This is a genomic window from Mycoavidus sp. SF9855 (assembly GCF_024582735.1).
Taxonomy (GTDB): Bacteria; Pseudomonadota; Gammaproteobacteria; order Burkholderiales; family Burkholderiaceae; genus Mycoavidus.
The window spans coordinates 985,775-1,012,011 of record NZ_CP102085.1; the positions used below are offsets into that span (position 1 = coordinate 985,775).

Annotated in this window: 13 protein-coding genes, 1 tRNA gene and 2 pseudogenes; 6 read left to right on the top strand and 10 right to left on the bottom strand. The window is 49.0% G+C overall.

From position 1 onward, the window contains the following. Positions 1-538: 538 nt before the first annotated feature. From NQD60_RS04025 to NQD60_RS04035, 3 genes are all read left to right on the top strand, one after another. Positions 539-3,958, top strand: a complete 3,420-nt coding sequence (locus NQD60_RS04025; RefSeq protein WP_257101160.1) for an NACHT domain-containing protein — start codon at positions 539-541, stop codon at positions 3,956-3,958. Positions 3,959-4,017: 59 nt separating this feature from the next. Further along, positions 4,018-11,583 carry a pentapeptide repeat-containing protein gene (locus NQD60_RS04030; RefSeq protein WP_257101161.1) on the top strand — a complete coding sequence of 2,522 codons (7,566 nt, stop codon included), beginning with the start codon at positions 4,018-4,020 and terminating at the stop codon, positions 11,581-11,583. A 104-nt stretch (positions 11,584-11,687) separates the two neighbouring features. Beyond that, positions 11,688-14,906, top strand: a complete 3,219-nt coding sequence (locus NQD60_RS04035; protein ID WP_257101162.1) for an NACHT domain-containing NTPase — start codon at positions 11,688-11,690, stop codon at positions 14,904-14,906. 665 nt (positions 14,907-15,571) lie between these two features. Here NQD60_RS04035 and NQD60_RS04040 read toward each other — a convergent pair. From NQD60_RS04040 to scpB, 10 genes and pseudogenes are all read right to left on the bottom strand, one after another. After that, a complete protein-coding gene (locus NQD60_RS04040; RefSeq protein WP_257101163.1) occupies positions 15,572-15,772 on the bottom strand; it encodes a CsbD family protein in 201 nt (66 codons plus the stop codon). Between the two features lie 156 nt (positions 15,773-15,928). Then, positions 15,929-17,389, bottom strand: coding sequence for a ribonuclease G (gene rng, locus NQD60_RS04045; protein WP_257101164.1), 1,461 nt, complete (start codon positions 17,387-17,389; stop codon positions 15,929-15,931). Positions 17,390-17,470: 81 nt separating this feature from the next. Beyond that, complete coding sequence (gene rlmH / locus NQD60_RS04050) at positions 17,471-17,941, bottom strand: 23S rRNA (pseudouridine(1915)-N(3))-methyltransferase RlmH (RefSeq protein WP_257101165.1); 471 nt, start codon at positions 17,939-17,941, stop codon at positions 17,471-17,473. Beyond that, positions 17,941-18,303, bottom strand: a pseudogene (rsfS, locus tag NQD60_RS04055) (ribosome silencing factor); the annotation flags it as partial. The gene rlmH and the pseudogene rsfS, both read right to left, overlap by 1 nt. Before the next feature lies 1 nt (position 18,304). After that, positions 18,305-18,994: a nicotinate-nucleotide adenylyltransferase gene (locus NQD60_RS04060; protein WP_257101166.1), complete on the bottom strand. Its 690-nt coding sequence runs from the start codon at positions 18,992-18,994 to the stop codon at positions 18,305-18,307. 10 nt (positions 18,995-19,004) lie between these two features. Further along, positions 19,005-19,931, bottom strand: a complete 927-nt coding sequence (gene hemF, locus NQD60_RS04065; RefSeq protein WP_257101167.1) for an oxygen-dependent coproporphyrinogen oxidase — start codon at positions 19,929-19,931, stop codon at positions 19,005-19,007. 96 nt (positions 19,932-20,027) lie between these two features. Beyond that, positions 20,028-21,296, bottom strand: coding sequence for a phosphoribosylamine--glycine ligase (purD, locus tag NQD60_RS04070; protein WP_257101168.1), 1,269 nt, complete (start codon positions 21,294-21,296; stop codon positions 20,028-20,030). A gap of 24 nt (positions 21,297-21,320) precedes the next feature. Continuing rightward, positions 21,321-22,049, bottom strand: coding sequence for a YebC/PmpR family DNA-binding transcriptional regulator (locus NQD60_RS04075; RefSeq protein WP_257101169.1), 729 nt, complete (start codon positions 22,047-22,049; stop codon positions 21,321-21,323). 30 nt (positions 22,050-22,079) lie between these two features. After that, positions 22,080-23,591, bottom strand: a complete 1,512-nt coding sequence (gene rluB, locus NQD60_RS04080) for a 23S rRNA pseudouridine(2605) synthase RluB (protein WP_257101264.1) — start codon at positions 23,589-23,591, stop codon at positions 22,080-22,082. A gap of 147 nt (positions 23,592-23,738) precedes the next feature. Beyond that, positions 23,739-24,293 (bottom strand): annotated as a pseudogene (scpB, locus tag NQD60_RS04085) (SMC-Scp complex subunit ScpB); the annotation flags it as partial. Between the two features lie 309 nt (positions 24,294-24,602). On the opposite strand from scpB, the gene NQD60_RS04090 reads away from it, so the two are divergent. The 3 genes from NQD60_RS04090 (at position 24,603) to tsaB (ending at position 26,231) form a co-directional block, all read left to right on the top strand. Next, complete coding sequence (locus NQD60_RS04090; protein WP_257101170.1) at positions 24,603-25,304, top strand: peptidoglycan DD-metalloendopeptidase family protein; 702 nt, start codon at positions 24,603-24,605, stop codon at positions 25,302-25,304. A gap of 55 nt (positions 25,305-25,359) precedes the next feature. Beyond that, positions 25,360-25,436 (top strand) — tRNA-Arg (locus NQD60_RS04095). 12 nt (positions 25,437-25,448) lie between these two features. Then, positions 25,449-26,231, top strand: a complete 783-nt coding sequence (gene tsaB / locus NQD60_RS04100) for a tRNA (adenosine(37)-N6)-threonylcarbamoyltransferase complex dimerization subunit type 1 TsaB (RefSeq protein WP_257101171.1) — start codon at positions 25,449-25,451, stop codon at positions 26,229-26,231. The last annotated feature ends 6 nt before the right edge of the window (positions 26,232-26,237 follow it).

Consider the following 26,237-nt stretch of genomic DNA (forward strand, 5'->3'; position numbering starts at 1 on the left):
TCACGGTTTGGCTAGTAAGGCACCGCCAAACGAAAGGGGCGAATACAGATACGCAAGACCTAACGCCAACGTGTCACATTTCGACTCTACACGTTTCGTCAAACGCTCCCTACTTTATTATTCAGACCGCAGCACAGCGTTGAGTTTTATGGTCCGGCTATTTCCCCACCTCCTAACCTAAAATGGCTGTCAACTTGAAGTTGGAGGGCAGCTTTTGCGACAGCCTCCAAGGAGAGGCGATTTTTGTCTCTCGAAATTCAACCGATGACATTCCTAAGCGGCTTGAAAAAAGCCGGATGACTGGTGTCTTGGCCAGAGCTTAGAATTTTTTAGAGTGAAGTAACTCTCTAGCAAACGGAAAAACGTCTACCTAAGCTATTTAAGTGTAGTGTTGATTTATGGTGTTCACATAGATAGAAAAGGTTAACTTTGGACCAGATGTCGGCCCACAATGGTTTAAACCCAGTTATTTCTGACCGAGAACAACTGAGCGGATCACTGAACGATAGTTTTTAGTCAAAGACACAAGGGGAAAGAAATGGAGCAAACAGGAAACGTATCGAATAGCCAGAGAGCCAGCACGATATCGACCCACAACTCTCTCCAAGCGGTGCAAAATTTAGAAGACTTGGGCCATCCCGACGCGGCGGTGCCTGCGTCAGGCCTCCGGTTTTCCCTAGGTCCTCGACCAATTGGCCCAGACCATTACGTTCCCAGAGCGCAGTCGGCCGAATTACTCGAACTGCTGAAGAATCAGCCCACCGCCCTGATTGAAGTTACCGGCCCGTCTGGTGTGGGCAAAACCACGCTGGTTCAGCGCCTGATTAAGCCGCGCCTTGATTCATTCTTCGCATCCTACAAGTTGGTTGCCTGGATTGACTGCAGCAGTGTGAGCTGTGCCCATGCGGATATCCAAGCCATTAGTCAAACGCTCGGTCATATGAACCTACGCCCGCAGGCGGCTATGCAGCAGGTGGAGAAATATGTGCGGGAAAATCCCCGTTCGCTGTTGATCTTGGACGGGTTAACACCAAGCAATGTCGATCTTGTTTTGAGTTGGCTCAAACCGTCCTCCGGAAAGTCCGTTTGGTCCGGCCAACTGATCTATACCACGGCCCAGACCTTGACGGATAAGCTGAGCCAAAACCTAGAACGAGAAGTCGAATCGCTTTCCCTTGGCCTTTTTACTGCGGATCAAGCGAAGGATTTAGTTCAGAAGTGCCTGCCGAACGAGCCGCTCGAGGCATGTGATTTTGCGCAGGTCATTCAGATGACGCAAGGGTATCCCGGAGTCATTCAAGAGCTGTGCCAACACTACCAAGGCGATGTGGTGAGTTTTAGGAACTTTTCCGACTTTTTGGCGCAACCGGAGAAACACCAGGATGTGCGAGGTGACTTACTGAGTAAGATCGCCAAGGCGAGTCTAGAGCCACTAGAAACGGAAGCAGGGACGAACCCGATCACGGCCCGTGCATTGAGTCTCGTTAAGCAGGCATCCTGGCTGGGAGACCACCGTATCCCCTTTGATTTTTTTGTGAATGCCCCCCAGCAGTTTGGTAAAGAAGCCATTCAGATGTTGAACAACCAGAAGCTGGCGATTCTGGACATCGATCGAGAGTCCCGTACTATTAAGCTTAAAACGGCCTTTCTGAGCGTGGTGCAAAAACGGTATCCGTCAGAACAACGCGCACTGCTTGAAAAAAATATCCAGCGACTGTCTAAAGTTTTCAGTTATTTGACGGATAACGAAAGCATAAGGGGTCGCAATAGCCAGCCAGAAGAATTAAAACCCTATGCGGATCTGGTGCATACCCTTCTTTTTGAGACCGGTGCCACGGTCTCTTTGTCTGAGAATCCGTCCTTACGGAGCCAAGTGCTGATGTTGAGCAGCAGTTTGGCCAGACTCTACTACCTGTATCACGGTGAGTTGCAGCTGGCCTACGATTGTCTTCAAAGGGCCCAGCACTTCTTTAAGCAGGGGCTGTCCGAGGAACAGATCGCGCACTTTGAACGGGCGCCAGAGGACTTTACTGCCCCGTCTATCACGCAGGAAGAGACCCAGTTACTCAAACTGTATGCGCAAGAATATCTGTATCAAGCGGCCACCTTCGCTTCTCAACTGGTGCCACGCGGCCAGGTTGCGGTGGAGGTGATTCAGGATTTTGAGAAGAGTTACGCTATTCAAGTCAATTTGGGCCCGCAGGGGGATCCTGAAGCGATTGCCTATACGCTGCGCAATCTCACCCGGGCGTTGCGCAAGCAGGGGCGTTTAGTCGATGCGCTCGAAGAGTATCAAAAATTGACGGAATGGATGGACCGCCATCCGGCGGTGTTCGATGAGCGCACGCGCGCAGAGCTTTTGGTCGATCAGGGGATTATCCAGAAGGAATTGGAAGATGCTCAGCCGGAAGGTCAACGAAACTATCAAGCGGCGATAGATCTTCTATCTGAGACATACCGTATCTACCTGAAACACAAAACGGCCAACCAGCACCAGGCATTGGGGATGCTGTCTATTTACCTTGGCGAGGCCTATCTGGCTGTGGGGGATTTTGAGAAAGGTATCACGCATACCTGCCAGATTCTCCATTATGATGGCAAGCGTCGAGAAAGGCAGGGCCGTGCTTACTTCAATCTAGCGCGGATGTTTGACGAGGCGGGGTATGGGGCCCTGGCTAAGCTCTTCATTGATAAGGCTTTGCCCCTCCAAATAAAGGCTTATCAGTCCACGACAGAAGCCTTGCGTCTCAAAATAGAAAAAAACCTGCTGCAACACCATCAGCAAGCCGCGTCGCGCCTAATCGATGCCCAAACAGCCAGCTGGGAGACCCAAGCGAGCCTGGCCGCGTATTGCGAAGCCGGGCTGCTAGCAGGCAGTGCGCCATCGAAACTTCTTTCACGCGACCACATTGATGCCATAGAGGCCAAGGCCGATAACTGGTTGTGGCAGTATCATTCAAAAACTACCTTCGAGACGCAGCAAGCCGCGCTTGTGCAGAAAATCGCTGCGCTCGAAGCACACGAAAAAGCCAAGGCGGAAAAAAGTGCGCTGCAGCTTGAGCAAGAGAAAGTTTGGTATCGCGCTTTGGCGCAGCGTATTGACTTGGCCGCGCCAGGGAACCGGACTACCCGCCTCTTTGCCCATCAATTTAAAGAAGCGCTCCTGGATCTAATTATTCAGCAGTTGCGACTTGCGTATGGGGAAAAGGTGCCGATGGATAAAATCGCGGTGGCAGAAGGGTTGATCCAAGCGCTCTCCGGCGTGCTGCCCAAAATCGAAGTCAGCGCCACGACGGGGGTCACCGGCACGGTGGATCTGGCGGTCATCGTGCAGGGGTTGACGAAAACACTCAGCGACTGGCAGCGCGGTCATCAACAGGCGGGCGCCCAGCGTGTTGCAGACTTTTACGAGGAGCCTGAGCAGCAGCCAAAAAGTCTGCAAGTGTGTATCCGCATCCAGCAGCAGATAGAGGAGATGGCCTACTATGCGGCCCATTGCTGGCAGCCTGTGTTCTCAAGACAAGACTGGCACGAACCAAAAGATATTCAGACGCTGGCCGCGTATGGTGCGCGCCGCGTGATGGATTACCTGAAAACAGGAAGAGCCGACACGCTCACGCTGTCTTCTCAGGAACGGGTGGTACTCGCCCTGATGACGGGCAAAGCGAATACCCGCTTGACACAACGCGAAGCGGGAGAGCCGGGGCGGTCGTTAAAGGGCCGTTGGAGTGTCCAAGGCTTTTTCGCCCAGCCTGGCGTCAAGGTGGAGACGCAGGAAGAGGGGCAAGCGGTGTATCTCCCGTCCTGGCAGGCGCGTCCTAACGTTTACGGGTATCGATTCGGATCACCGGTGGAGGCGCGTACCCGCCCGTATCAAGGGCCGTTTAAGAGTGAGGCTGAGGCGCAACAGCGTGCAGAAGCGGCGCGACATGAGAAAGGTCGCTGTACGGTCATGTAACCCCAGGGGGATTTAAGCGGCCTACTGCCGGACTAGGGACTTTCATATGAGGAGTGTTGATGATGTTGGATAATCCTGTTTCTCAAACTCTGGCGAACCACCAGGCGCAGATTATGCTAGCGAAAATCTGTCTGGATCAAGCCCGCCAACAAAAGACAGCGCAGCAACTCGATGTGGCGTTAGTCTTATATGACCAGGCAAAAGTAACTTTTAAACGTATATCGGATACACGCAAACTTGCCATTGAGTTATCGGAGGTAAAAAGCGCCTTGAGCCAGGCTCAAACACCTCAGACAGAAGAAGATGAGGCACTGCGGCGGCATATTGCTGATATTTATTTTGAGCGCGCAGAAGTTCTGAATGGTTTGGAGAAATTTGACAAAGCGCGAGCGAGTTATAAAAAAGCGAAAGACTGGGGTCATGAACTGACCGAGGCTGATCCCATTGCCCCTGTCGAGCACGATGCACCGATTTTGGCTCAGACGTCCATGCCTGCTTCAATGTCTGTCCGGGAAAAAGGCGAGTTGGTGGATTATCTGTTTGAAAGGGCCCTGTTTACGCTGGGGTCATTAAATGTATCCAATAAGCCTAGTATTTTTCTGGTGTATGCCCACGACAATCCAGATCCAAATTACGGAGAGGCTGATGCCAGCACCTCTAAATATTTCATCAATCATTTATCTAGCATCCAGGTCACCCTGAATTCCGATCAAACGCCGCTGGGGCAACCGTACTCGGACTCCTTCGAAGATCTGAAAGAGGACGGCAAGCTGGAAGATATTTTAACTAGTCAACTCTGTTTGTTGCCTGCTCAGGTAGAAAAAGAGGTGAAATCGGTTAATAAGGTTGTGGTGTGCTGTTCCGAGGTATTAGGAAAATACCTGAAATGGTTGCACTATGAAGAGTTTTATCTAACACTTCAAAAAGCATATCGTGAAGATCGAGAAGCCTATGGCAAAGACAGGGAACAGTCGAGCGCTCCAGCAATCCGCGAGGTGGTAAGAAAGTTTTCGCAGGAGGCCGAATATAAAGCCGGATTCCATCATGTGTTGACGGAAATGGCTTTTTTGCAAATCCGGGCAAAAGAACTCAAAGATCAACACGGTATTATCCCCGTTTCATTAACCCCAAATGGTTCGATGCAATGCTTGGCGCATTTTATTCCAGCGACGACGGTTCGCATGGAAGATATCCCTAGATTTGAGGGGCAAAAATTATCTCCAAATCAAAGTCGGCACTGGGTGTTATTTAAACTGATTGAACGCTTATTAGTAGGCAGTAATGAAGCCAAAATGTTTCTGGATAAATTTTGGCAGGGGTACGATGATTTTATTTCGCAGTTAAACGCCAGGCCAATGCTGGGCCGACTTGAGTTTGCCAAACAATTAGATGGCATCTTCGACAGCATACGGACGGCGCTGCACAGCCAGCTTTTCTTCAGCGTGCAGCAACACCAGCAACAACTGAGGGAGCTCAATGCTAATCCTCGATCTGCTATAAAGGAGCAATATTTCGATGCTTTGGGGCAAGATGAGGAATTTGAGGAAACCCTACAGCTCTATGTTGAACCCCGCGGCAAAGCGAATTCGCATGAGGCCGACACTTTTAATCTCTTACCCAAAATTCAGGCTTTTCTGAACGATGAAAAAGTGAAAGTGATCTTGTTGACGGGGGACTCCGGAGCAGGCAAAACTAGCTTCAACCGTGTCCTGGAAAAGCAATTATGGAAGGATAAAAAAGAACACGATGCGATTCCGTTGTTTATCTCTCTGGCGAGTATTGACAATCCTTTGCACGATTTGATTTCCACGGCATTAAAGAAAAGGGGCCTGTCAAAAGATCAAATTCAAAGATTAAAGAAAGAAAAGCAAAGGTTCATTTTTATTTTGGACGGCTATGATGAGATTCGGCAAACCAAGAATCTGTATCAGAGCAATGGCATCAACCAGCCTGGTAGCTGGCAGGGTCAAATGGTCATCAGTTGTCGCAGCGAATATTTAGGCCAGGGCCAGGGTTATCGAAAATGGTTTCAACCGGATCAATATCGACAGGGTGAGGCCCGGTCATTTCAAGAAGCCGTGATTGAGCCGTTTTCAGGGGAAGAACAGAATTGGTACTTAGAAAAATACGTTGAGCGCAATCAACCCATCTGGTCAGCGCAACAATTTAAAGAAGCCCTCGAACAACCTCATTTAAAAGAGCTGGTGAGCAATCCATTTTTGCTGCGTGTGGTGCTAGAGGTCTTGCCGTACATCAAGAACGAAGGAAAATCGAGATCAGCTATCCAGTTACGCATGGACCTGTATAACCAATTCGTCAGGCAATGGTTCGAACGCAACGAGCAGCGCTTAATCCTACGCGATTTAACGGAGAACAAAAGAGAGATCTTCAGAGAGATGTGCGATGAGGGCTTTGCCGAACACGGTATTGACTTTGTGGAAGATTTGGCGGTACATCTTTATGTAAAGAATGCGGGTAACCCGGTTGTCGAGTATTCGTCGTTAAAAGACAAGGGGAATTGGAAAAAGGAATTTTTTGCGCTGGATGACAAGAAGCAGCTACTACGAGAAGCCTGGCCCCTGAGCCGAAGCGGCAATCAATATCGTTTTATCCATAAATTGCTACTGGAATATTTTGCGGCACGGGTTCTTTTTGCATCGCTTGATGCGTGCATGATGGTGGATACTCGCCACCTTCGTGCTAACAACACTTCAGTTTATAGTTTTGAAAACCAAACAGCTCTACCTCCTCAAACATTGCGGGATATGTCGTTAGCACCCAAGCATTGGATTGGAGATCTGGGCGTTGTGCGCTTGTTAACTGAGCGTGTTCAGCAAGAAACCGTATTTAAAAAGCATCTCTTAGCAATTATCGAGCGCTCTAAGACAGATGCTGAGGTAAGTCAAACAGCAGCTAATGCAATAACGATTTTGGTTAAAGCTGGGGTGCAGTTGAGTAATAAAGACTTTAATCGGATATGTGTGTCTGGTGCAGATTTAAGTTATGGGGTGTTTGACCATACGCAATTCGAAGAGGCAGATTTAAATCGGGCTAATTTGGTGGGTGCGTGGCTACGAAAGGCCAATTTGCGTAGTGCTAATCTGGCTGGGGTTGAATTCGGCGAGTTGCCTTATTTGGAGATGGGCGCTGGAGTCCTAAGCAGTTGTTATTCGCCGGATGGTCGCTGGTTGGCTGTTGGCACGTATGATGGTCGCATTCATATATATCAGGTTGATACCTTGGCACTATTACACACATTGCCAGGGCATACGGGTGCAGTGAATAGTGTGACGTATTCATCAGACAGTAAGCAGCTGGCTTCAGGAAGTTTGGATAGTACGGTGAAGCTGTGGGATGTGGAAAGCGCAGAGGAGTTGTATACGTTGCTAGGGCATACGGATGCGGTGACTAGTGTAGCGTATTCACCGGACGGCAAGCAGCTGGCTTCGGGGAGTTGGGATAGTACGGTGAAGCTATGGGGCGTGGAAAACGCAGAGGAGTTGCACACGTTGCCAGGGCATACGGGTAAGGTGAGTAGCGTGACGTATTCGCCGAATGGCGAGCAGCTGGCTTTGGGGTGTTGGGATGGTACGGTGAAGCTGTGGGATGTGGGAAGCACGGTGCCGAAGGAGTTGCACCCGTTGCCAGGGCATACGGGTGCGGTGCGTAGCGTGACGTATTCGCCGAATGGCAAGCAGCTGGCTTCGAGCAGTTCGGACAAGACAGTGAAGCTGTGGGATGTGGGAAGCGCAGTGCCAAAGGCGTTGTATACATTGACAGGACATACGGGTTCGGTGACTAGTGTAGCGTATTCACGGGACGGCAAGCAGCTGGCTTCGGGGAGTTGGGACAATACGGTGAAGCTGTGGGACGTAGAAAGCGCGGAGCCGAAGGAGTTGCACACATTGGAAGGGCATAAGGGTGCAGTAAATAGTGTGATGTATTCGCGGGACGGCAAGCAGCTAATCTCAGGCAGTGAAGATCAGACGGTCAAGCTGTGGAATATGGAAAGTATTGTGTCGAAGGGGGTGAATAAGTTGGCAGGGCATACTGAGCGTGTGACTGAGGGGATGTATTCGCCGAACGGTAAACGGCTGGTTTCGAGGAGTTTTGACAAGACTGTGAAGCTGTGGGATCTGGAAAGCGTAGTGCCAAAGGCGTTGCACACGTTTGCAGAGCATACGTGGAGTGTAACGTATTCGCCAGACGGCAAGCAGCTGGCTTTGGGGTGTTCGGACAATACAGTGAAGTTGTGGGATGTAGAAAGCGCCGTGCCGAAAAAGTTGCACACGCTGGCAGGGCATATGGGTGCGGTAAGTAGCGTGGCGTATTCGCGGATTGGCAAACAGCTGGCTTCGGGGAGTTTTGATAATACAGTGAAGCTGTGGGATGTGGAAAGCGCAAAGGAGTTGCATACGTTGCCAGGGCATAATGGTGTCGTGAGTAGCGTGGCGTATTCGCCAGACGGCAAGCGGCTGGCTTCGGGGAGTTTGGATGGTACGGTGAAGCTGTGGGATGTGGGAAGCGCAGTGCCGAAGGCGTTGCACACGTTGACAAGAAATATGGGGCCGGTGGGGAGCGTGATATATTCGCCGAACGGCAAGCAGCTGGCTTCGAGTGGTTGGGACAGTGCGGTGAAGCTGTGGGATGTGGAAAGCGCAGAGAAGTTACACACGCTGGCAGGGCATAAGAGCTGCGTGAATAACGTGACATATTCGCCGGACGGCAAGCAGTTGGCTTCGAGCAGTTCGGACAATACGGTGAGAGTGTGGTCAGTAGCCTCAGGCGAATGTTTGAAGGTGATTGAAGGCTTTGTAGGAGACGTCTTGTCTGTGGCTTGGCGAGAAGGGAGCGCAGAAGTCGACACACTGGTGACAGGTGGGACAGATAAAGCGATTCGCCTATGGCGGATAGAAAACGAAGGAGAAGGCTACCGTATTATCTTAAACTGGACCACGCATCAAGCCGTGCTGACGGTAGATGGAGCGTCAATCGAAGGAGCGACGTTAAGTCCGATGAATGCTCGCCTGCTTGAACAGAGAGGTGTGGTGATACCTTCCGAAGAAGACCCTGCCAATTTCATTCCCACCTCCCCCCCCTCCAGCGTAGAGGCAGACACGTTTGAGGACATGCTTGAGGACATGTTTAAGGACATGCTTAAGCACATGGACCTTGAACTCAAAACCATAGGCTTTAGCGAGCAAAACTTACAGAGTGAAATCATGCGTAACCAATTAGTTGACAGCGGTTCTAGCAAACTCTCCTCCCTTAGCCTGCACTTGATAGAAGATCCAAAACGCCTTCAATCTCTGGCCAAGGAAGTCCAGGCAAACCCTAGTTCTAAAAATTTTCTCTTAAATCTGGTTAAGCGCTCGAAGATGGATGCTAACCTCCAAATTACGGCAGCCAATGCACTCACCATCTTGGTTAAAGCCAAAGTGCCTTTGACTGGAGAAGATTTCAGCGGCATTCAAGTAGCAGAAGCAGATTTAAGTTATGGAATATTTGATCACACCCAATTCGAAAATGCTGATTTAAGCCAAGTCAATTTTCAAGGTGCGTGGTTGCGAAGGGCTAACTTCAAAGGAGCAACGCTGGCAGGTGTTGAGTTTGGAGAAATGCCCACTCTAGCACTGAAAGCCGAAGCTTCTATCTGCCGCTATTCACCTAACGGGCTCTGGTTGGCCATCGCAACGAATATGGGTATTAAACTGTATCATCAAGCCACAACCTTAGAGCCCTATATCCTTGAAGAAGGCACCAATACCGGCGCAGTTCATAGCATAGCTTTTTCGCCAAACAATGAGTGGCTTGCTTGCGGCAAGCATGACGGAACCATCCAGCTATGGTCTATGGAAAAGGACACGCCCGTCCTCCGGCACACGCTTAAAGAACATAATCATAAGGTCCTAGGTGTCGCGTTTTCAGAAGATAGCAAGTTGCTTGCCTCGAGTGATAATGAAACTATTAAGCTATGGAAACTCAACGATATACCCATATTCGTGCATACGTTTATAGGACATACCGATAAGATATTAAGTGTCGCATTTTCACGTAGTGCAGGTTCGGGTATTCAATGGCTAGCATCGGGAAGTAGCGACAATACTGTCAGACTTTGGGATGTTAAAAAGGGAACACTCGTACACATCCTTGAAGGGCATACTAGCTGGGTCAATAGTGTTGCGTTTTCACCTGATAACGAGTGGCTAGCATCTGCCAGTGCTGATAAAATCATTAAGCTGTGGAAACTCGGTGTTAACAAACCACCTTGCGAACATACTCTCGAAGGCCATAGCTATTCGGTCAGAGATGTTGCATTCTCATCAGACAACAAGTGGCTAGCATCGGCTAGCATTGATAGAACTGTCAAATTGTGGACACGCGAGTCATTCGAACCCAAGCACACCTTTGAAGGCCATAGCGATTCAGTTGAAGGTGTGGCGTTTTCATCAGATAGCAAATGGCTAGCCTCAAGCAGCATCGATAAGACTGTCAGGCTAAGGAAGGTCGAAATAAGCACATCTTACCCAATATCTGAAGGGCATGCCGCTTGCATTAAGAGCCTAACATTTTCTCCAAATGGCAAATGGCTTGCTTCAGGTGGGGCAGATAAGACAGTCAATCTATGGGATGCTCAAACGCACAAACTATTGCGCAAGTTCCCGGAGCGGAATGCTGCCGTATTTTCATCGGATAACAAATTAGCCCTAGTCAATCATGAGAAAATCGAACTGCATTCAATCGAGACTCTTTCGTCTATACCTTCATCTACATTAGAAACAGACTCTGGCTCGGCAATTTTGAGCATGGCATTTTCACAGGATGGCAATTGGCTGACTTTAGTTAGCGAGGATAAAACTGCCGAGTTACGGTCATTCCAAGCTGGTAAGTTTAAGAAAGGATATATTAATTCGGCTTGCACTGCATTTTCGTCAGACAGCAAGCGGTTAGCCTCCGTCAATGACGATGGAACTATTAGTTTATATTCACTCGAGAGCAACGAACCTGAATTTCTGTACGATCTTGAAGGCCATAGTGATCAAGTTTATAGCATAGCATTCTCTCCGTCTCCAAACAGCAATTGGTTGGCATCAGCCGGTTACGACAAGACCATTAAACTGTGGAATGTCAGAACTGATCAATCTACACCTAAGGCCGAGCCTTCTAAATGCACGTTTGAAGGACATACTGATTCAGTTTACAGCATTGCATTTTCTCCAAACGGGGAATGGCTAATTTCAGGTAGTGCTGACATGACAGTGCGGCTATGGTCTATTGCCTCAGAGAAATGCCTAGCCGTGATTCAAGGTTTTTATGGCGGCGTTTCGTCCATTGTTTGGCAAGACGACAACACTTTTCTAACTGGTGGAGAAGATAAGGCTATTCGCCTTTGGCAAATAATAAAGGCTAAAGACGATACTGATGCTTTCCAGGTTAATTTACGTTGGGCTTCTCATCAAACTGTGCTAGCCACTGTTGATATATCTATCAGAGAGACAAAGGACTTAAGCGAGATAAATCAACTTCTGCTCACGCAAAAATCTATACAAGAGCGGCCCCTTACGCCTATACAGAGCAAACCAGTACCCAGTTATCTCAAACTTTATCGCTCAGGTTATGCATAAAATGGTGGAAATACTATTGCACACAAGCAAAGATGGCTAGTTAAAGTAGCAGCAATCGCACAGCTATATGCTCTGGATTGCTGCGATAAGCAAAGGGGAAATCCATGACTATCAGTCCGGTAAATAGAAGCATTGGACCAAACCAGGTCTATTCTGGTCAAAGCAATCATACCAGTCAACCTAATTTATTAGCTGTGGGTAGAGACGCCTTGGAAAAAGCTCTCGAATACCACAAGGAAGCACAAAAGAGTAGCCTAAACCAAGCAGAGGCCAGCCTCGACGGAGTAAAAGACAACCTCAAACGAGCAGAAGAGTCATTTGATCAAGCTGCACAATCCAATCCGAGGCCTCAGAATATTGAAGCTTCTCTAGCCGCATCTTATGTGGAACTTGGAGATGTGTTATGTGAGCTTTCTTTATTTTCAGCAGCAGAACGCAATTATAAAAAAGCAAAAGAATACATATCAGACGAAAAAAACAAGGTAGTAGTAGATCGAAAGTTAAATAGCTTACCAAGATTCTTTAAGCAGAACCCTGGACCTAAGAAGGATAGACTGTTTCCCACTACTAAGCTGGCGCCAAGCGATATGATCGATACCGCGCACTTAGCTTATTGCCTACAAAAAGAAAATCTCTCTCAAGATCAAAAAAATGATCTAGTTACTTTAGCAGATAAAATAATCGATATCTTCACACATAGATCCAAAACCATGGAAATTATGCGAGAAATCGTACCGTTATCGAAAATCCCTAATAAAGTCCTTTATGGGAGATTAATTTCTGAAACTGTAAATGTGTTAGCTTCTCCTCAGTATTCAATAATGTCAGAAGTAGCGGCAGGTTTAGCAGTAATGATTCGAAACAGCCCCAGAGAGGCTGAAATAAACCTTAAAGAACTATTGGAAACCTTAAAAAAGTGCCTAGAAAAAGCAAAAGAGACGGGAGAGATGGGAAGGGGGTGTCTCTTGAGTTTATTACAAGCCACCTCGCAACTATTAGATGCGATAGTTCAGAGTAGCATAAGGACAAATGTAAGGATCGAAATTAGTCGCGAGAACTTAAAAAATCCGCTCATGCGCATTCTAAGTGAATTCATCAGGGAACTTAAAGAGCCGGAGTTGACCTATCAAGCCAATTACGCGTATCAAGCGCTTATGAATATTCCCAATGATGAAAGTCATTTGCATCAAATCTGGCGCCACATCTATAATATAGGTGGGAGCGCTGTGCTAATAGCGAGTGGAATAACTTCCCAAGATATATCTAAATTTGTGGATGCTCTTGACCGGTTAAAACCAGAAAGCGATAGTTTACTCCATTGCTATGAAAAAAGCCGTATATCTCTCAATAAGATGAGAAGGAGCTTCAAGGGTGAACGGTCTGCCAACTATAATGAGTTATATATAGAATTAAAAACTATAGATTTTCTGCTTGATGGAAACCAGTTAGACCAGTTTGAATATGTTGTTCGAAAGAGTGGTTATTGTAAGGATAAATTTTATTTACAGGCTTTGTGTCAACGCTTAGAAAGAATTGCCACCACCATCCCAGAAAATGAAATTGCAAAAAAAGCTATCGAATTTTTAGGCGATTTGGTTCACTGGAATAATTCTAAAGATGTAGTACAAAGTGTGGCAAATGCTCTAAAGCGGTTGGAAAAACAGTCCCGACTAAAAAACTATATCACAGATATTAGAAGGAATCTCCGTCTCCAGGATCCGACAGCTAGCTATGATAAAGTAATACACATTTGGGATCCAATTTGGCAGAAAATCCCAAATAAAGGCCTATTATCGGACGTAAAGCAAACCCTCGAATCTGATGAACCACATATTGATTGCTTGCAAAAAGATATTTTGACAGATGCGGCCAAAATAATGCTCAAAAAGAGATATGTGAAACGAACAGCCTATATTGGTATCGATGACAACTCTAGTCACGTCAATTTACGTAAAACTATCCGTACGTTTCTCAACTCAGAAGACAAAAAGATACTCTTATTGTTAGGCGAAGCCGGCTCTGGTAAAACAGTTTTTAACCAGTTTCTCGCACAATTCCTATGGAAAAAGAATCACAATCCAGCTGCAGATAATCCTTGGATTCCTCTCTATATTTTTCTACCCTCTCGAAAAGAGTCTCATCATAATTTAATTCCAGAATACCTTAAAGGTAAGGGATTTTCAGCACAGTATCCCCATCTCAACGCTTGGAGAGACAAGCGCTTTCTTTTTATTTTAGACGGCTATGATGGAGTTATGGATCCCCAAAGAACAATCTATGCTGATGGCACACTCGGGATCTGGATTGATTCTAAATATAAATCTAAAATTATTTTCACTAGCCGTCCATTAAATCAAGAGGGATATCAAGAAAGATTCCATCCATATGGAGAAGAGCAATTGCTCCAGGAATATAAATTATCACCCGTCAATATTCAAAAATATACTAAAAAATATCTAGTTCAGCATGGATCGGTGTCGGAAACTCAAGACTACGATGATGCTTTCCGAAATACACCTGACTTACAAAGGCTACTAAAGAATCCTCTTTTACTGGAGCAGACTTTAGAAATTTGGCCAAAAGCAAGAGATAAAAAAGTTAAATTGTATGACAAGCTTATAGACAGATGGTATAAACATGTCTACTCTTCTTTAGAGAGAGCTAGCCCAGTGGCTTCTACTAAGTTAGAGCGATATGATGATTTTAAAATGCATGCTATCGAGTTTAATAAAGCTCTTGCAGTAGCCATGTATCAGGCTGAGTATCCGGCTGATCAAGACGAAGATCAGCCGGATGAAGACGAAGACTATCCGGAAGCTATAAATCTACCAAGCCGGTATGCAGCTTTCCTGAGGAATACCCTACAACTTTTAAACGCCCCTTTAATCTATAATTACGAAGAGGGAGAGTATCAGTTTATTGATAAATCCCTACGGGACTATTTTGTAGCTCGAGCTCTGTGGGAGCCCGAGCCCGAACCAAAACCAAGACGTTGGAAACGGAACGAAAAGGAAGAAGTCAAACAACTTAATCTCCTGAAATTAGATCAAGAATTAAATCAAAATTTATTAGTACTTGATTTTTTAGTTGAGCGGGTTCAACAAGCGCCGGACCTGAAAGAACGGCTAAGCTCTTTACTCTCGTCACAAGATTCAAGCCAAGAGCTCGCTGCGCAAAATGCACAGGCTATCCTAAATCTAGCCAGACCAGAAGTATTAAATGATTTGGTGTCTAATCCATCGAATTCCAGTGGATCAAATAATGCGCTAACTTTAAGTCGAATGGACGTGCCCTCAATTGCGCAAAGACGGAGTTCAGTCTAATTGAACGCTTGATTGCGAAAGGACCGGAAACTGAATTAGAAATCGCTAATAAAAAATTAACCATCGATAATAAATATTTCCTTGATCAAGAAAGTGTGGCCTAAGACGCAGTGCTCATACTTGCCCTCATCTAAATTTAGATGGAGCAATAGAACAAAGATGAGATTAGGAGAAAAATTTTGGTTAGCCCATTTGGAGGCAGCCAAACACGAAGGCAGCTCATTGAGTAGCCAGTCGGTCCTGAATAATTCGTAAGCTCTTTTGTGGTAAAGGTTTTGCGTTGATATAGGGTGGCATAAATTGCAAGAAAATGGTATATTAAAAAATAAATCTTTATATGGTAGGCTACCGGTTTGCAAGGTAATTTTTCAATAATTTTTTAAGAAAGGAAGGATTGCAGACTTATATCCGGCCTTGAGAAGCAGGCCAAGCCTGCGGGTCCTAATGGAATTCGCCGAGAACGACCTCATCTGCAAAAAGAACTGCACGCGCTTCAGGATTTATCCAATTTTAGATAAATCTGCTACATCGCAGAAAAACGCCCTGTTCATCCAGTACACTCCTGACACAGGGCTTATTGGCTGCTACTTATTGATGGGAAGCCGTGCTCAATAAATAAGCAATGAGAGCGCAGTCCATTCCCACCACCCCCAAATTTTCTAAATCTAGCTATTTTGGTCGAAGAAATGCTTAACTTCTTTTTTGGCTTCTTCAAGTGTCTTGCCATATTTCTCTTGAATCAACCCGGCTAGTCTTTCAGCGTTGCCTTCTACTTTTTCTAAATCGTTATCTGTCAGGTCGCCCCAAAGCACTTTTGCTTTACCAACGATTTGCTTCCATTTACCTAAGGCTATGTCTTGGTTCATGATGCAGTCTCCTTGAAGAATTGTATTGCGGTTTAAATCTGAATCAATTGCTTAAAGTTGACACATTCGCTTTCGCTAAATCTATAGTGCAGGATGTTTGCCCCTTTGTCAAATAGGGCCTGATTCCCGTGTAGGGCGCTCGGGGCCTAAAATCCCTTAAAGCAAAACAATATCGTATTGCTCTTGACTCAGACCTGCCGCGACTTGCAATGAAACGGGCTTACCAATGAAATCACAGAGCATGGCAAGGTGTTGAGATTCTTCTTCGAGAAATAGATCGATCACCGTTTGCGAAGCGATAATACGAAATTCACGTGGCTTAAATTGTCGCGATTCGCGTAGGATTTCACGCAGTACATCGTAGCAAACAGTGCGTGCTGTTTTAACCTGTCCTCTGCCGGTACAGGTTGGGCAGGGCTCGCATAACATGTGAGCCAGCGATTCGCGGGTTCGCTTGCGCGTCATTTCAACTAAGCCCAGCTGAGAAAAACCACTGATCGAGGTGCGAGTGCGGTCGTTCGCGAGAGATTTAGTGAGTTCATTGAGCACAGCCTCGCGATGCTCGGTGTTTTCCATATCGATAAAGTCGGCAATAATAATACCGCCGAGATTACGTAGCTGTAGCTGGCGTGCAATTGCGTGGGTGGCTTCTAAATTGGTTTTAAAAATGGTGTCGTCGAAATTACGCACTCCCACATAGCCACCGGTATTGACATCAATTGTTGTCATCGCTTCAGTTTGATCGATAATCAGATAGCCACCGGATTTTAACTCGACGCGTTTAGCCAACGCCCGCTGGATTTCGGTGTCAATATCATACAGTTCAAAGAGCGGCCGCTCGCCAGTATAGTGCTGTAGCTTTGCCTGCACAGCGGGGGTGAAGGCAGCCGCAAATTCGAGCAAAGTTTGAAAGGTTTCGCGCGAATCAATTTGGATTGCCTTGGTTTTATCTCCAACAAAATCACGCAGCACGCGTGGCGCCAGTTCAAGATCTTGGTAAAGCACGGGAGGAGCCGGGGAGAGCTGGGCTTGCCGTTGAATGGTGGCCCAAGTTTTGCGCAAATAGAGCACATCATTGGCCAGTTCTGCTTGGCTTGCATCCTCGGCAATCGTCCGTATGATATAGCCGCCTTTTTCGTCGGCCGGTAAAACTTCGGCCAAGCGCGAGCGGATTGCTTCGCGCTCGGCCTCACTTTCAATTTTTTGCGAAATACCGATATGGGGTTCGCGTGGCAAATAAACCAAGGTCCGCCCGGCAATGCTAATTTGGGTTGAAAGTCGTGCGCCTTTGCTGCCAAGTGGATCTTTGGTGACCTGCACCATCAGCGTTTGCCCTTCTTGGAGGATTTTTTCGATCGGCTGCGAGGCGACGTTCACTTCCTTGGCACCCGCTTGCCAAAGATCGGCAATATGCAAAAAAGCTGCGCGCTCAAAGCCAATATCGATAAAAGCCGACTGCATACCGGGTAGCACCCGGATGACTCTACCTAAATAAATATTGCCAACCAGCCCGCGTGACAAAGTGCGTTCAATATAGAGCTCTTGCACCACGCCTTGCTCAACAATGGCAACCCGCGCTTCTTGCGGCGTGATATTGATTAGAATTTCTTGGTTCATTATATGGCGTGGGGAACCTTGGCTGTTAAGTTGAGCGGGAAGGGTCTTTTAAGATAGAGGAGGGGATGAGCGGCTATCGTTCTAGGCCCGGTGATAAGGATGCTGTTGAGTGATGCTCCAGGCGCGATACAGTTGTTCGGCAAGGAGCACGCGTACCATGGCATGGGGCAAAGTGAAACTTGACACGCGTAATAATACCTCTGCTTGCTGCTGGAGTGCGCGATCTAGGCCATCTGCACCGCCAATCACAAACGCAATATCACGCCCGTCTTCGCGCCAACTCGGCAGTGCTTGAGCCAGCTGCTGCGTGGTCCAATCTTGGCCATGCTCATCGAGCACGACTAAGCGCGCATTTTTGGGCAGGGCGGCTTCGATCCGTTGTTTTTCAGCATTCAGCAGACTGGCTGTATTGTGTTTGCTTGAGCGGGGTTCCGGTTTGATCTCGCGTAGTTCTAAGGCGAGTTCGGGCGGCATGCGCTTGGCATATTCTGCAAAGCCAAGCTGAATCCAGTGGGGCATTTTATGGCCCACTGCGAGCACCCATAATTTCATTGCAAGGAGGATGGTGGCGCTGAGAGTTTCATGCGTACCGGCTTACTGCCCCAAATGTCTTCGAGCCGGTAATATTGCCGCAGCGGGGGTAATAAAATATGCACAATGGCATCGCCGCAATCGACTAATACCCATTCGCCAGTCTCGTCACCCTCAATGGTCAGGACCTGACCACCCGCAGTTTTCACATGGTCCCGCACGCTGAGCGCAAGGGAGCGGGTCTGCCGGTTTGAGGTGCCGCTAGCGATGATCACTCGGTCAAAACAGTCGCTGAGATGGCTGGTATTAAATACTTCAATATTTTGCGCTTTTCTGGCTTCAAGACCATCAACAATTGCGCGTTGGAGTGTACGTATATTCATATTATGATTCGGATTGATAAAGATGATGTTGGCGGATATAACGCCAAATGGAAGCGGGTAAAAACGACGGGGGCGTTGCTTCGTTTAAGGCCTGAGCAGATTCTCGTATCTGGGCGCGGATGCCGGTGGCGGAAATCTCCAGCGCGAGCTCAGTATCGATAAAAATCAGGCCATGTTCTTGGGCCTGTAGCGCGTGCGCAGGGGCTGCGCGCTGCGCAATTTCTGCTGCAATAATAGGCGAGGCTGCTGCAAGTGAAAAGCCTGGACGCGCCGCGACACAGAGGTGAGCGTAATCGAATAGGCGTGGCCACTGATGCCAGGTATCAAGTTGCACAAGTTGATCAGCCCCCATTAAAAACGCTAGCGAGGCGTCGGCGCCAACCTTTGTACGCCACGAGGCCAGTGTGTCGACCGTGTAACTCGAGCTAGTGCGGTCAATTTCATCGCTGGCGACGATCACTTCGGTCTCAGGCAAGTCAAGCTGGGCCGCGCCCAAGCGCGTCATCGCTAAGCGGTGATGGGCCTCGGATACTGGGTTGAGTGCACCATGCATTTTTTGCCAAGGCTGGCCTGCCGGCAACATAATCAATTGATTGAGCTGCAAGCGTTTGGCAAAAGCGGTGGCCAGCGCCAAATGCCCATGATGAATTGGGTCGAAAGTGCCGCCAAAGATACCCACACGTAGCATCATTTTAATTGCATCATAGCCAATCGCGCGCAATCAGGAAATCACTATACAGCCGAGCCTCAGGCGAGCCAGGTTCTGGTGTCCAGTTATAGCGCCAGTGAGCGACCGGGGGCAGCGACATTAAAATCGATTCAGTCCGTCCGCCGCTTTGTAGTCCAAATAGGGTACCCCGATCGCACACGAGGTTAAATTCAACGTAACGGCCTCTGCGGTACGCTTGAAAGGCTCTTTCGCTAGCGCTAAATGGTATATGGCGGCGGCGGTTAATAATCGGTAAGTATGCCTTGGTTAAGGCATCGCCGACACTTTGCATCAGTTTAAAGCCTTGCTCAAAGCCAAGTTCAGAAAAATCATCATAAAAAATTCCGCCAATGCCGCGCGGCTCATTGCGGTGCTTTAAGAAAAAGTATTCATCACATTCTTTTTTGAAGCGCGGATACAGTTCCGCACCAAAGGGTGCCACCGCATCGCGGCAAGTACGGTGAAAATGGCGGGCATCCTCCTCAAAACCGTAGTAAGGGGTTAGATCCATGCCGCCTCCGAACCAGAATGTAGGCGCTGCATCAGCGCCTGCGGGAGTGGCGACCAGCAGGCGCACATTCATATGCACGGTTGGGCAGTAGGGGTTGTGCGGATGGAGCACGAGTGAAACGCCGAGTGCTTCGAAGCCGCAGCCAACGAGTTGTGGCCGGGCAGAGGTGGCTGAGCTAGGTAAAGTATCGCCACTGACGTGCGAGAAATTAACGCCGCCGCTCTCAAGCAGGTCACCGGGTCCTATGATGCATGAAACACCATCGCCACGCAGGCGCTCGCCCGGCTCGCGGCGCCATGGATCATGCCTAAATCGCGGCTCATCGAGTTGCTCAAAAGAAGTGGTGATCTGTTGCTGCAGATGAAGCAAATAGCTGCGCACACGCGTAATGTCGATTTGAGTATCCATGCCTTGATTGCTTATCAATGAAATAAAAGTGACAGAAGTACGCCAGATTCAAGTGTTAACACTCATAAAATGACGCACCCCAAGCCCCTCATATTTTTAATTCAATGGTTTTCGATTCAATGCACGGTAACCAATATCTCGCCGATATTGCATCCCATCGAAAGCAATCTGATTGACGGTATCGTAGACGGCTAACTGTGCACTGCGCACGGAGTCTGCTAGCCCAACCACACACAGTACGCGCCCGCCCGCCGTCACCAGCTGACCATCTACCAGCGCCGTGCCTGCATGAAAGGTTTGGATGTGCTCAGTTTGGGCTGGGATGCCGGAAATCAAATCACCTTTACGCGGCGCTTCTGGATAGCCGTGAGCCGCCAGCACAACCCCTAACGCAGTACGGCGATCCCACTCCAATTCAACCTTATTTAAGGTACCCGCAATAGCGTGCTCAATCACGTTGGAGAAATCCCCTTTCAAGCGCGCCATGATCGGCTGCGTTTCTGGATCGCCTAAACGGCAATTGAATTCAAGCGTCTTGGGGTTACCTTGTGCATCGATCATAATCCCCGCATACAGAAAACCTGTATAACGAATCCCTTCTTGCTCCATGCCTTGCACCGTAGGCAAAATAATTTCTCGCATAATGCGCGCATGCAATTTAGGCGTCACAATCGGGGCGGGCGAATACGCTCCCATGCCACCTGTATTGGGACCTGCATCACGCTCAAGCAAACGCTTGTGATCTTGGCTAGAAGCCAGGGGCAAGACATATTTGCCATCTACCATGACGATAAAGCTGGCTTCTTCGCCGCTGAGAAATTCTTCAATTACAACGCGCGCACCGGCGCCCTCGGCCAACATCGTATCAATCGCGGCATGTGCCTCAGCCAACTCAGTGGCCACCACCACGCCCTTGCCGGCGGCCAGGCCATCGGCTTTAATGACAATTGGCGCGCCTTGAGCTTCAACGTAACGGTGGGCGGCTTGCGCATCCTCAAAACTAGCGTAGGCGGCAGTCGGAATCTTGTGCCGTAGCATAAAGGCTTTGGCAAAATCTTTTGAGCTTTCCAGTTGAGCGGCTTCCCGCGTTGGGCCAAATACTTTAAGCCCGCGGGCTCGAAACAGATTGACCGCACCGGCGGCCAGTGGTGCTTCTGGCCCGACGACAGTAAAGGCCACTTGTTCTTTGTGCGCAAACTCGGCGAGTTCTTCTAAATCGGTTAGGGCGATATTGCGTAGACGCTCGTCACGGGCCGTGCCGCCATTACCCGGGGCAACGTAGACAAACTGTACACGTGGCGATTGGGCAAGTTTCCATGCCAGTGCATGCTCACGGCCCCCAGAGCCAATAACAAGTAACTTCATGCGTATGTGTATCCTAGAAATGACTTAGATTTCGTCGATCAGTGCATTCGTAAAGACGGCTTGTACATCATCGAGATTTTCGAGGGTATCAAGCAATTTTTGCATTTTTACGGCATCTTCACCGGTAAACTCGACTTCGCTTTGTGGTTTCATGGTGATTTCGGCCAGTTCAGCCTTCAACCCCGCGGCTTCCAGCGCGCTTTTGACTTGGCTAAAATCATTGGGCACGCACAAAATTTCAACACTGCCATCGCTATGGCTGATGACGTCATCAGCGCCCGCTTCAAGCGCTATTGTCATTAAGCTTTCTTCCGGCGCGCCCGGTGCAAACAAAAATTGCCCACAGTGCGTGAACATAAAAACCACAGAACCGTCTAGACCTAAGTTACCGCCATGTTTTGAAAAAGCATGCCGGACTTCAGCGACTGTGCGTGTGCGATTATCTGTCATGCAATCGACAATAATGGCAGCACCCGCCAAACCATAGCCTTCATAACGGATTTCTTCGTAGTTCGCGCCTTCAAGCCCGCCAGCGCCACGTTGAATTGCCCGTTGAATATTGTCTTTGGGCATATTGGCATCCGTGGCTTTATCAATCGCTAGCCGCAAGCGCGGATTGCTATTCACCTCGCCTCCGCCTAAGCGGGCCGCTACTGTAATTTCTTTAATCAGACGTGTCCAAACTTTGCCGCGCTTTGCATCCGCTGCAGCTTTTTTATGTTTGATATTAGCCCATTTAGAATGGCCAGCCATACGCTGTTTTCTCCTTGTCTATGCTAACGATCAACGGTCACGAGGTCGGTTACGAGAGTTACCGCGGGGGGCGGTCGGGTCGCTACGATTACCATTGCTGCGTCCCGCACCCATGCTATTACCGTTGCTGCGTCCTGCACTCATGCTATTACCGTTGTTACTACGTCCCGCCCCCGTGCTATTGCCGTACGAAGCCTCATTGTGGTAACGATTACCATTGCTATTGCCAGTGCGTTGACCGCTGCTGCTACGCACGCCGTCATTAAAAGGTGCTCGCGCTTGTCCATAACGGTTAGGTGCGGTCGAACGGTGATTGTAGTCAGCAAAGCCAAGCGCCGTTTGCATCGGATCAGGCTGGCGGCGGCGAGGCGCAGTTTGGGCTCCGCCCGTTCTGTCGGTGTAGCGCGCTGGTTTATTGCCATGGGCAGGCGGCTTCAATCCCACCGCAGTCAATAATGTACGCACTTGATTTTCGTCCATTTCTTCCCAGCGGCCGCGTTTTAAACCTCGAGGCAAAGCAATTGAGCCGTGGCGGGTGCGGATCAGCCGGCTCACCAGCAGGCCAACTGCTTCAAACATGCGCCGGACTTCGCGGTTGCGGCCTTCGGCCAAGGCGACGTGATACCAGCGATTGGTGCCTTCGCCGCCGCCTGCTTGCAGCCGCAGAAAATTAGCTGGGCCATCATCGAGCATCACACCTTGTAAAAGCTGTTGGCGCGCAGCCTCTGATAATTCACCCACCACCCGCACTGCATATTCGCGCTCAACGTTGTAACGCGGATGCATAAAACGATTGGCTAAATCGCCAGAGGTCGTGAGCAATAGCAGGCCTTCAGTATTAAAATCAAGCCGACCAATCGACAGCCATTTCGCCATTTTTATAATGGGTAATTTATCGAAGACAGAGGGTCGTTGCTCTGGATCAGCGTGGCTGACAATTTCTCCGGCCGGCTTGTGATAGAGCAGCACACGGGGTGGTTGGGTCGAGACTTTACGCGCGACCAATTTGCCGTTAATGCGCACGAGGTCAGTCGGCATAATGCGCTGCCCAATATGGGCTGGCTCGCCATTGACCGAGACTCGGCCGGCCATAATCAATTCTTCCATTTCGCGCCGTGAGCCCATGCCCGCTTCAGCCAGCACTTTGTGCAACTTAGGCACATCCTCGTCCGGGGCCAGCACGCGTTTTTGCGGCATGTCTTTGCGCGGCCGTCCAAGCATTGGAGCGTGTACACTGCCGCCGGTATTATCCGCATCATAAGCTGGCGAAGTGACATAAGAAAAAACATCCTCTGTTGCCTTGCTATTTTGAGCAGATGGCTTTTCATCGGAGATCAGCGCTTTTTCTGGCCTTGGTGAGCGTTTGGGGCGCGGGTTAGCGTCCCGGCGTGGTGCGCCTGGGGGCGCATCTGCCGACTGCGGTCCTTTGGTTTTTTCAGCGCGGCGGCGAGCAATTAAGCTACGTGGGCCACGGCGCAGACCGCGCCGGGCGGGTCCTTCGCTCGGCGCGGTTTCTTGGGCAGGCGTGTCTACTGGCCCAATGCCAGTACCTGCATCATATGCAGCGGAGGGTGTATGAGTATCACCTTGGCTGACCTTAGGTAGATCGGTTTCTTGACTATGTTTCAAAACAGCCTCTGGAAAGTAAAAGTGGGCGCCACGGATAAAGTGATGCGTTTTGTTTTTTTAATCATTAAATTCAATTGTATGTTGCTCAATTTGATTATGTGTTGATAGATTGGACAAAGCCGGTAATGCATCGAGCGCACTTAAACCAAGATCATCGAGAAAAGATCGGGTCGTGGCATACAGCGCCGGCCGTCCTGGCACGTCACGTTGACCGATGACCTCAATCCAGCCGCGTTCTTCAAGTTGCTTGATCACTTGGGTGTTGACGGTCACGCCACGGACCCGTTCTATATCGCCTCGGGTAACAGGCTGGCGGTAAGCAATAATCGCTAAGGTCTCCAGTACAGCACGTGAGTATTTGGGCGGTTTTTCAGGATGTAGCTTGTCTAGCAAAGGCTGCATTGCAGACTTACTCTGAAAACGCCAGCCACTGGCTAATGAAACAAGCTCAACGCCTCGCCCAGACCAGTCACGGCGCAACTCTTCAAGTAGGCTGTGCACGCGATCGGTGGTCATATCAGCCGCAAACAATTTACGTAAATCATCGACTTTGAGCGGTTCCTGCGCACATATCAAAGCAGTCTCGAGCGCAATTTTTGCTTCTTCAGCATTCATCTTGCCAGTATCCTGTCCCATCAATGAATTTACAGCTTTCATCAAAAATATCACATGTACATGTAGCGCGCGCTAGTTGCAGATACTACTTTGCAAGCTCGTGGCGTTGTCTCGCAACGCTAACGCTTTTGTTTGTTTCATCATAACCAAAAAGAGGTGATTTATTTCCATTTTACCGCTTTGCTCAATTAAGTTGACTGTGCTTGCACATTTTTGCACATCCTATTTTTAGGACATCGTCATTAAGAGCTGCGTTAGAATGAATGTTGTTAAACTTTTTTGCTACGCGCTAAGCGTAAGCCATGTGCAATGCAATACAGATTTTTGCGCCGGCTGTCGGCCGTTTTGGGCTTTGCCCTAATCGCCGTTTCCTTAGCTGGGTGCAGTTCATCATCGGGCTACTACCGGGTACGGCGCGGCGATACTTTAGGCCGTATTGCACAACGTCACGGCGCTAATGCAAAAGATTTAGCACGTTTGAACCGTCTATCTAAACCTAATGCCTTGGCGGTTGGCCAAAGATTGCGCGTCAAACCCTCTGGGCGCCGCAGAGCGCCGGTTCGAACAACTCATACTCCACCGCCTCGCTCAGCGCAAATACTTTCCAATTTGCCGTCTAGTATAACAAATATACCTGCTTCTGTTTCGTTTGCCTTGCGCTGGCCCGCTCAAGGAGCAATTATCCGTGGTTTTGATGGAATCAATAATAAAGGCATCAATATTGCTGGCAAGGAGGGGGACCCCGTCTATGCCGCAGCAGATGGTACCGTTGTGTATGCAGGCAATGGGCTGCGCGGCTATGGTAACTTACTGATTATTAGACATCCTGCCGATTTTTTAACCGCCTATGCCCATAATCGGAGGTTATGTATTCCTGAAGGACAAAATGTAAAAAGAGGGCAACTCATTGCCCAAATGGGGAATACGGATAGCACCGATGTGATGCTTCACTTTGAGTTGCGTTACAAGGGCCGCTCGCTTGATCCACTACGCTATTTGCCTGCTCGTTAGAAGGGGGTTATGTGTTAGAATCCGCCTTTATCCAAAGGCCTTGCGCCATTTATTTCTGCCCATAGCTCAGTTGGATAGAGCATCGGCCTTCTAAGCCGAGGGTCGGGGGTTCGAATCCCTCTGGGCAGGCCATTCTGCGTATTTATGAGTCGCACGACCACTCTGCTTGCCATTGATACATCCACCGAATTTTGTTCTGTGGCGCTTGCGGTAAGCTCGACCGCGAGGGCGCAATCGCAACTTTTTATCCGCCATGAATTGACGGGAGCCGCCGCCAGTTCGCGTGTGTTGCCGGCTGTGCAAGAAGTATTCGCTGAGGCCCAGCTCAATCTGCGTGAGTGCACGGCGCTTGCTTTTGGCGTGGGGCCCGGCTCGTTTACCGGCTTGCGTACTGCAACCGGCGTGGTACAAGGATTAGCCTTTGCGCTGCAGGTGCCGGTGGTGCCGGTGAGCACTTTGCTGGCCTGCGCGCAAGCTGCGCGTGAGCGCGCGCCAGCGATCACAAGAGTGCTGGCAGCACTGGATGCGCGTATGAATGAAGTGTATTGGGCGCAGTTTGACTGGGATCAAAGCACACATAGTTGGCAGATTGTGCAACCTGTGACACTTACCTCACCTGAAGCTGTCAAAATCCCAGATGCTCCATTCACCCTGGCGGGCAATGCTGCCGATATCTTTGGCGAGCGGCTTGCTGCCTTGCCACACGCAGCGAGTATTGATCGGTTAGCGCTGCCTCATGCAGCAGCGATTGCTACCCTGGGTTTATGCAGTTTGCGGGCGGGCCATACTGTATCTGCTGAATGTGCGATGCCGCTTTATATTCGCAATAAAGTGGCCTTGACGACTGCCGAGCGCGCGGCTCAAGCGGTTAGCAGCTCATCCATGCCTAGCAAGGCGGTGAATGTATCTACTATCCAGCGAGGATGAGCGGGT

Bases quoted from the DNA above. Each gene is read 5' to 3' on its own strand.
- purD (WP_257101168.1), bottom strand. From the start codon at position 21,296: ATGAAGTTACTTGTTATTGGCTCTGGGGGCCGTGAGCATGCACTGGCA.
- NQD60_RS04030 (WP_257101161.1), top strand. From the start codon at position 4,018: ATGATGTTGGATAATCCTGTTTCTCAAACTCTGGCGAACCACCAGGCG.
- NQD60_RS04060 (WP_257101166.1), bottom strand. From the start codon at position 18,994: ATGATGCTACGTGTGGGTATCTTTGGCGGCACTTTCGACCCAATTCAT.
- NQD60_RS04035 (WP_257101162.1), top strand. From the start codon at position 11,688: ATGACTATCAGTCCGGTAAATAGAAGCATTGGACCAAACCAGGTCTAT.
- rng (WP_257101164.1), bottom strand. From the start codon at position 17,389: ATGAACCAAGAAATTCTAATCAATATCACGCCGCAAGAAGCGCGGGTT.
- NQD60_RS04040 (WP_257101163.1), bottom strand. From the start codon at position 15,772: ATGAACCAAGACATAGCCTTAGGTAAATGGAAGCAAATCGTTGGTAAA.
- NQD60_RS04075 (WP_257101169.1), bottom strand. From the start codon at position 22,049: ATGGCTGGCCATTCTAAATGGGCTAATATCAAACATAAAAAAGCTGCA.
- tsaB (WP_257101171.1), top strand. From the start codon at position 25,449: ATGAGTCGCACGACCACTCTGCTTGCCATTGATACATCCACCGAATTT.
- rlmH (WP_257101165.1), bottom strand. From the start codon at position 17,941: ATGAAATTATGGGTGCTCGCAGTGGGCCATAAAATGCCCCACTGGATT.
- NQD60_RS04090 (WP_257101170.1), top strand. From the start codon at position 24,603: ATGCAATACAGATTTTTGCGCCGGCTGTCGGCCGTTTTGGGCTTTGCC.
- NQD60_RS04025 (WP_257101160.1), top strand. From the start codon at position 539: ATGGAGCAAACAGGAAACGTATCGAATAGCCAGAGAGCCAGCACGATA.
- hemF (WP_257101167.1), bottom strand. From the start codon at position 19,931: ATGGATACTCAAATCGACATTACGCGTGTGCGCAGCTATTTGCTTCAT.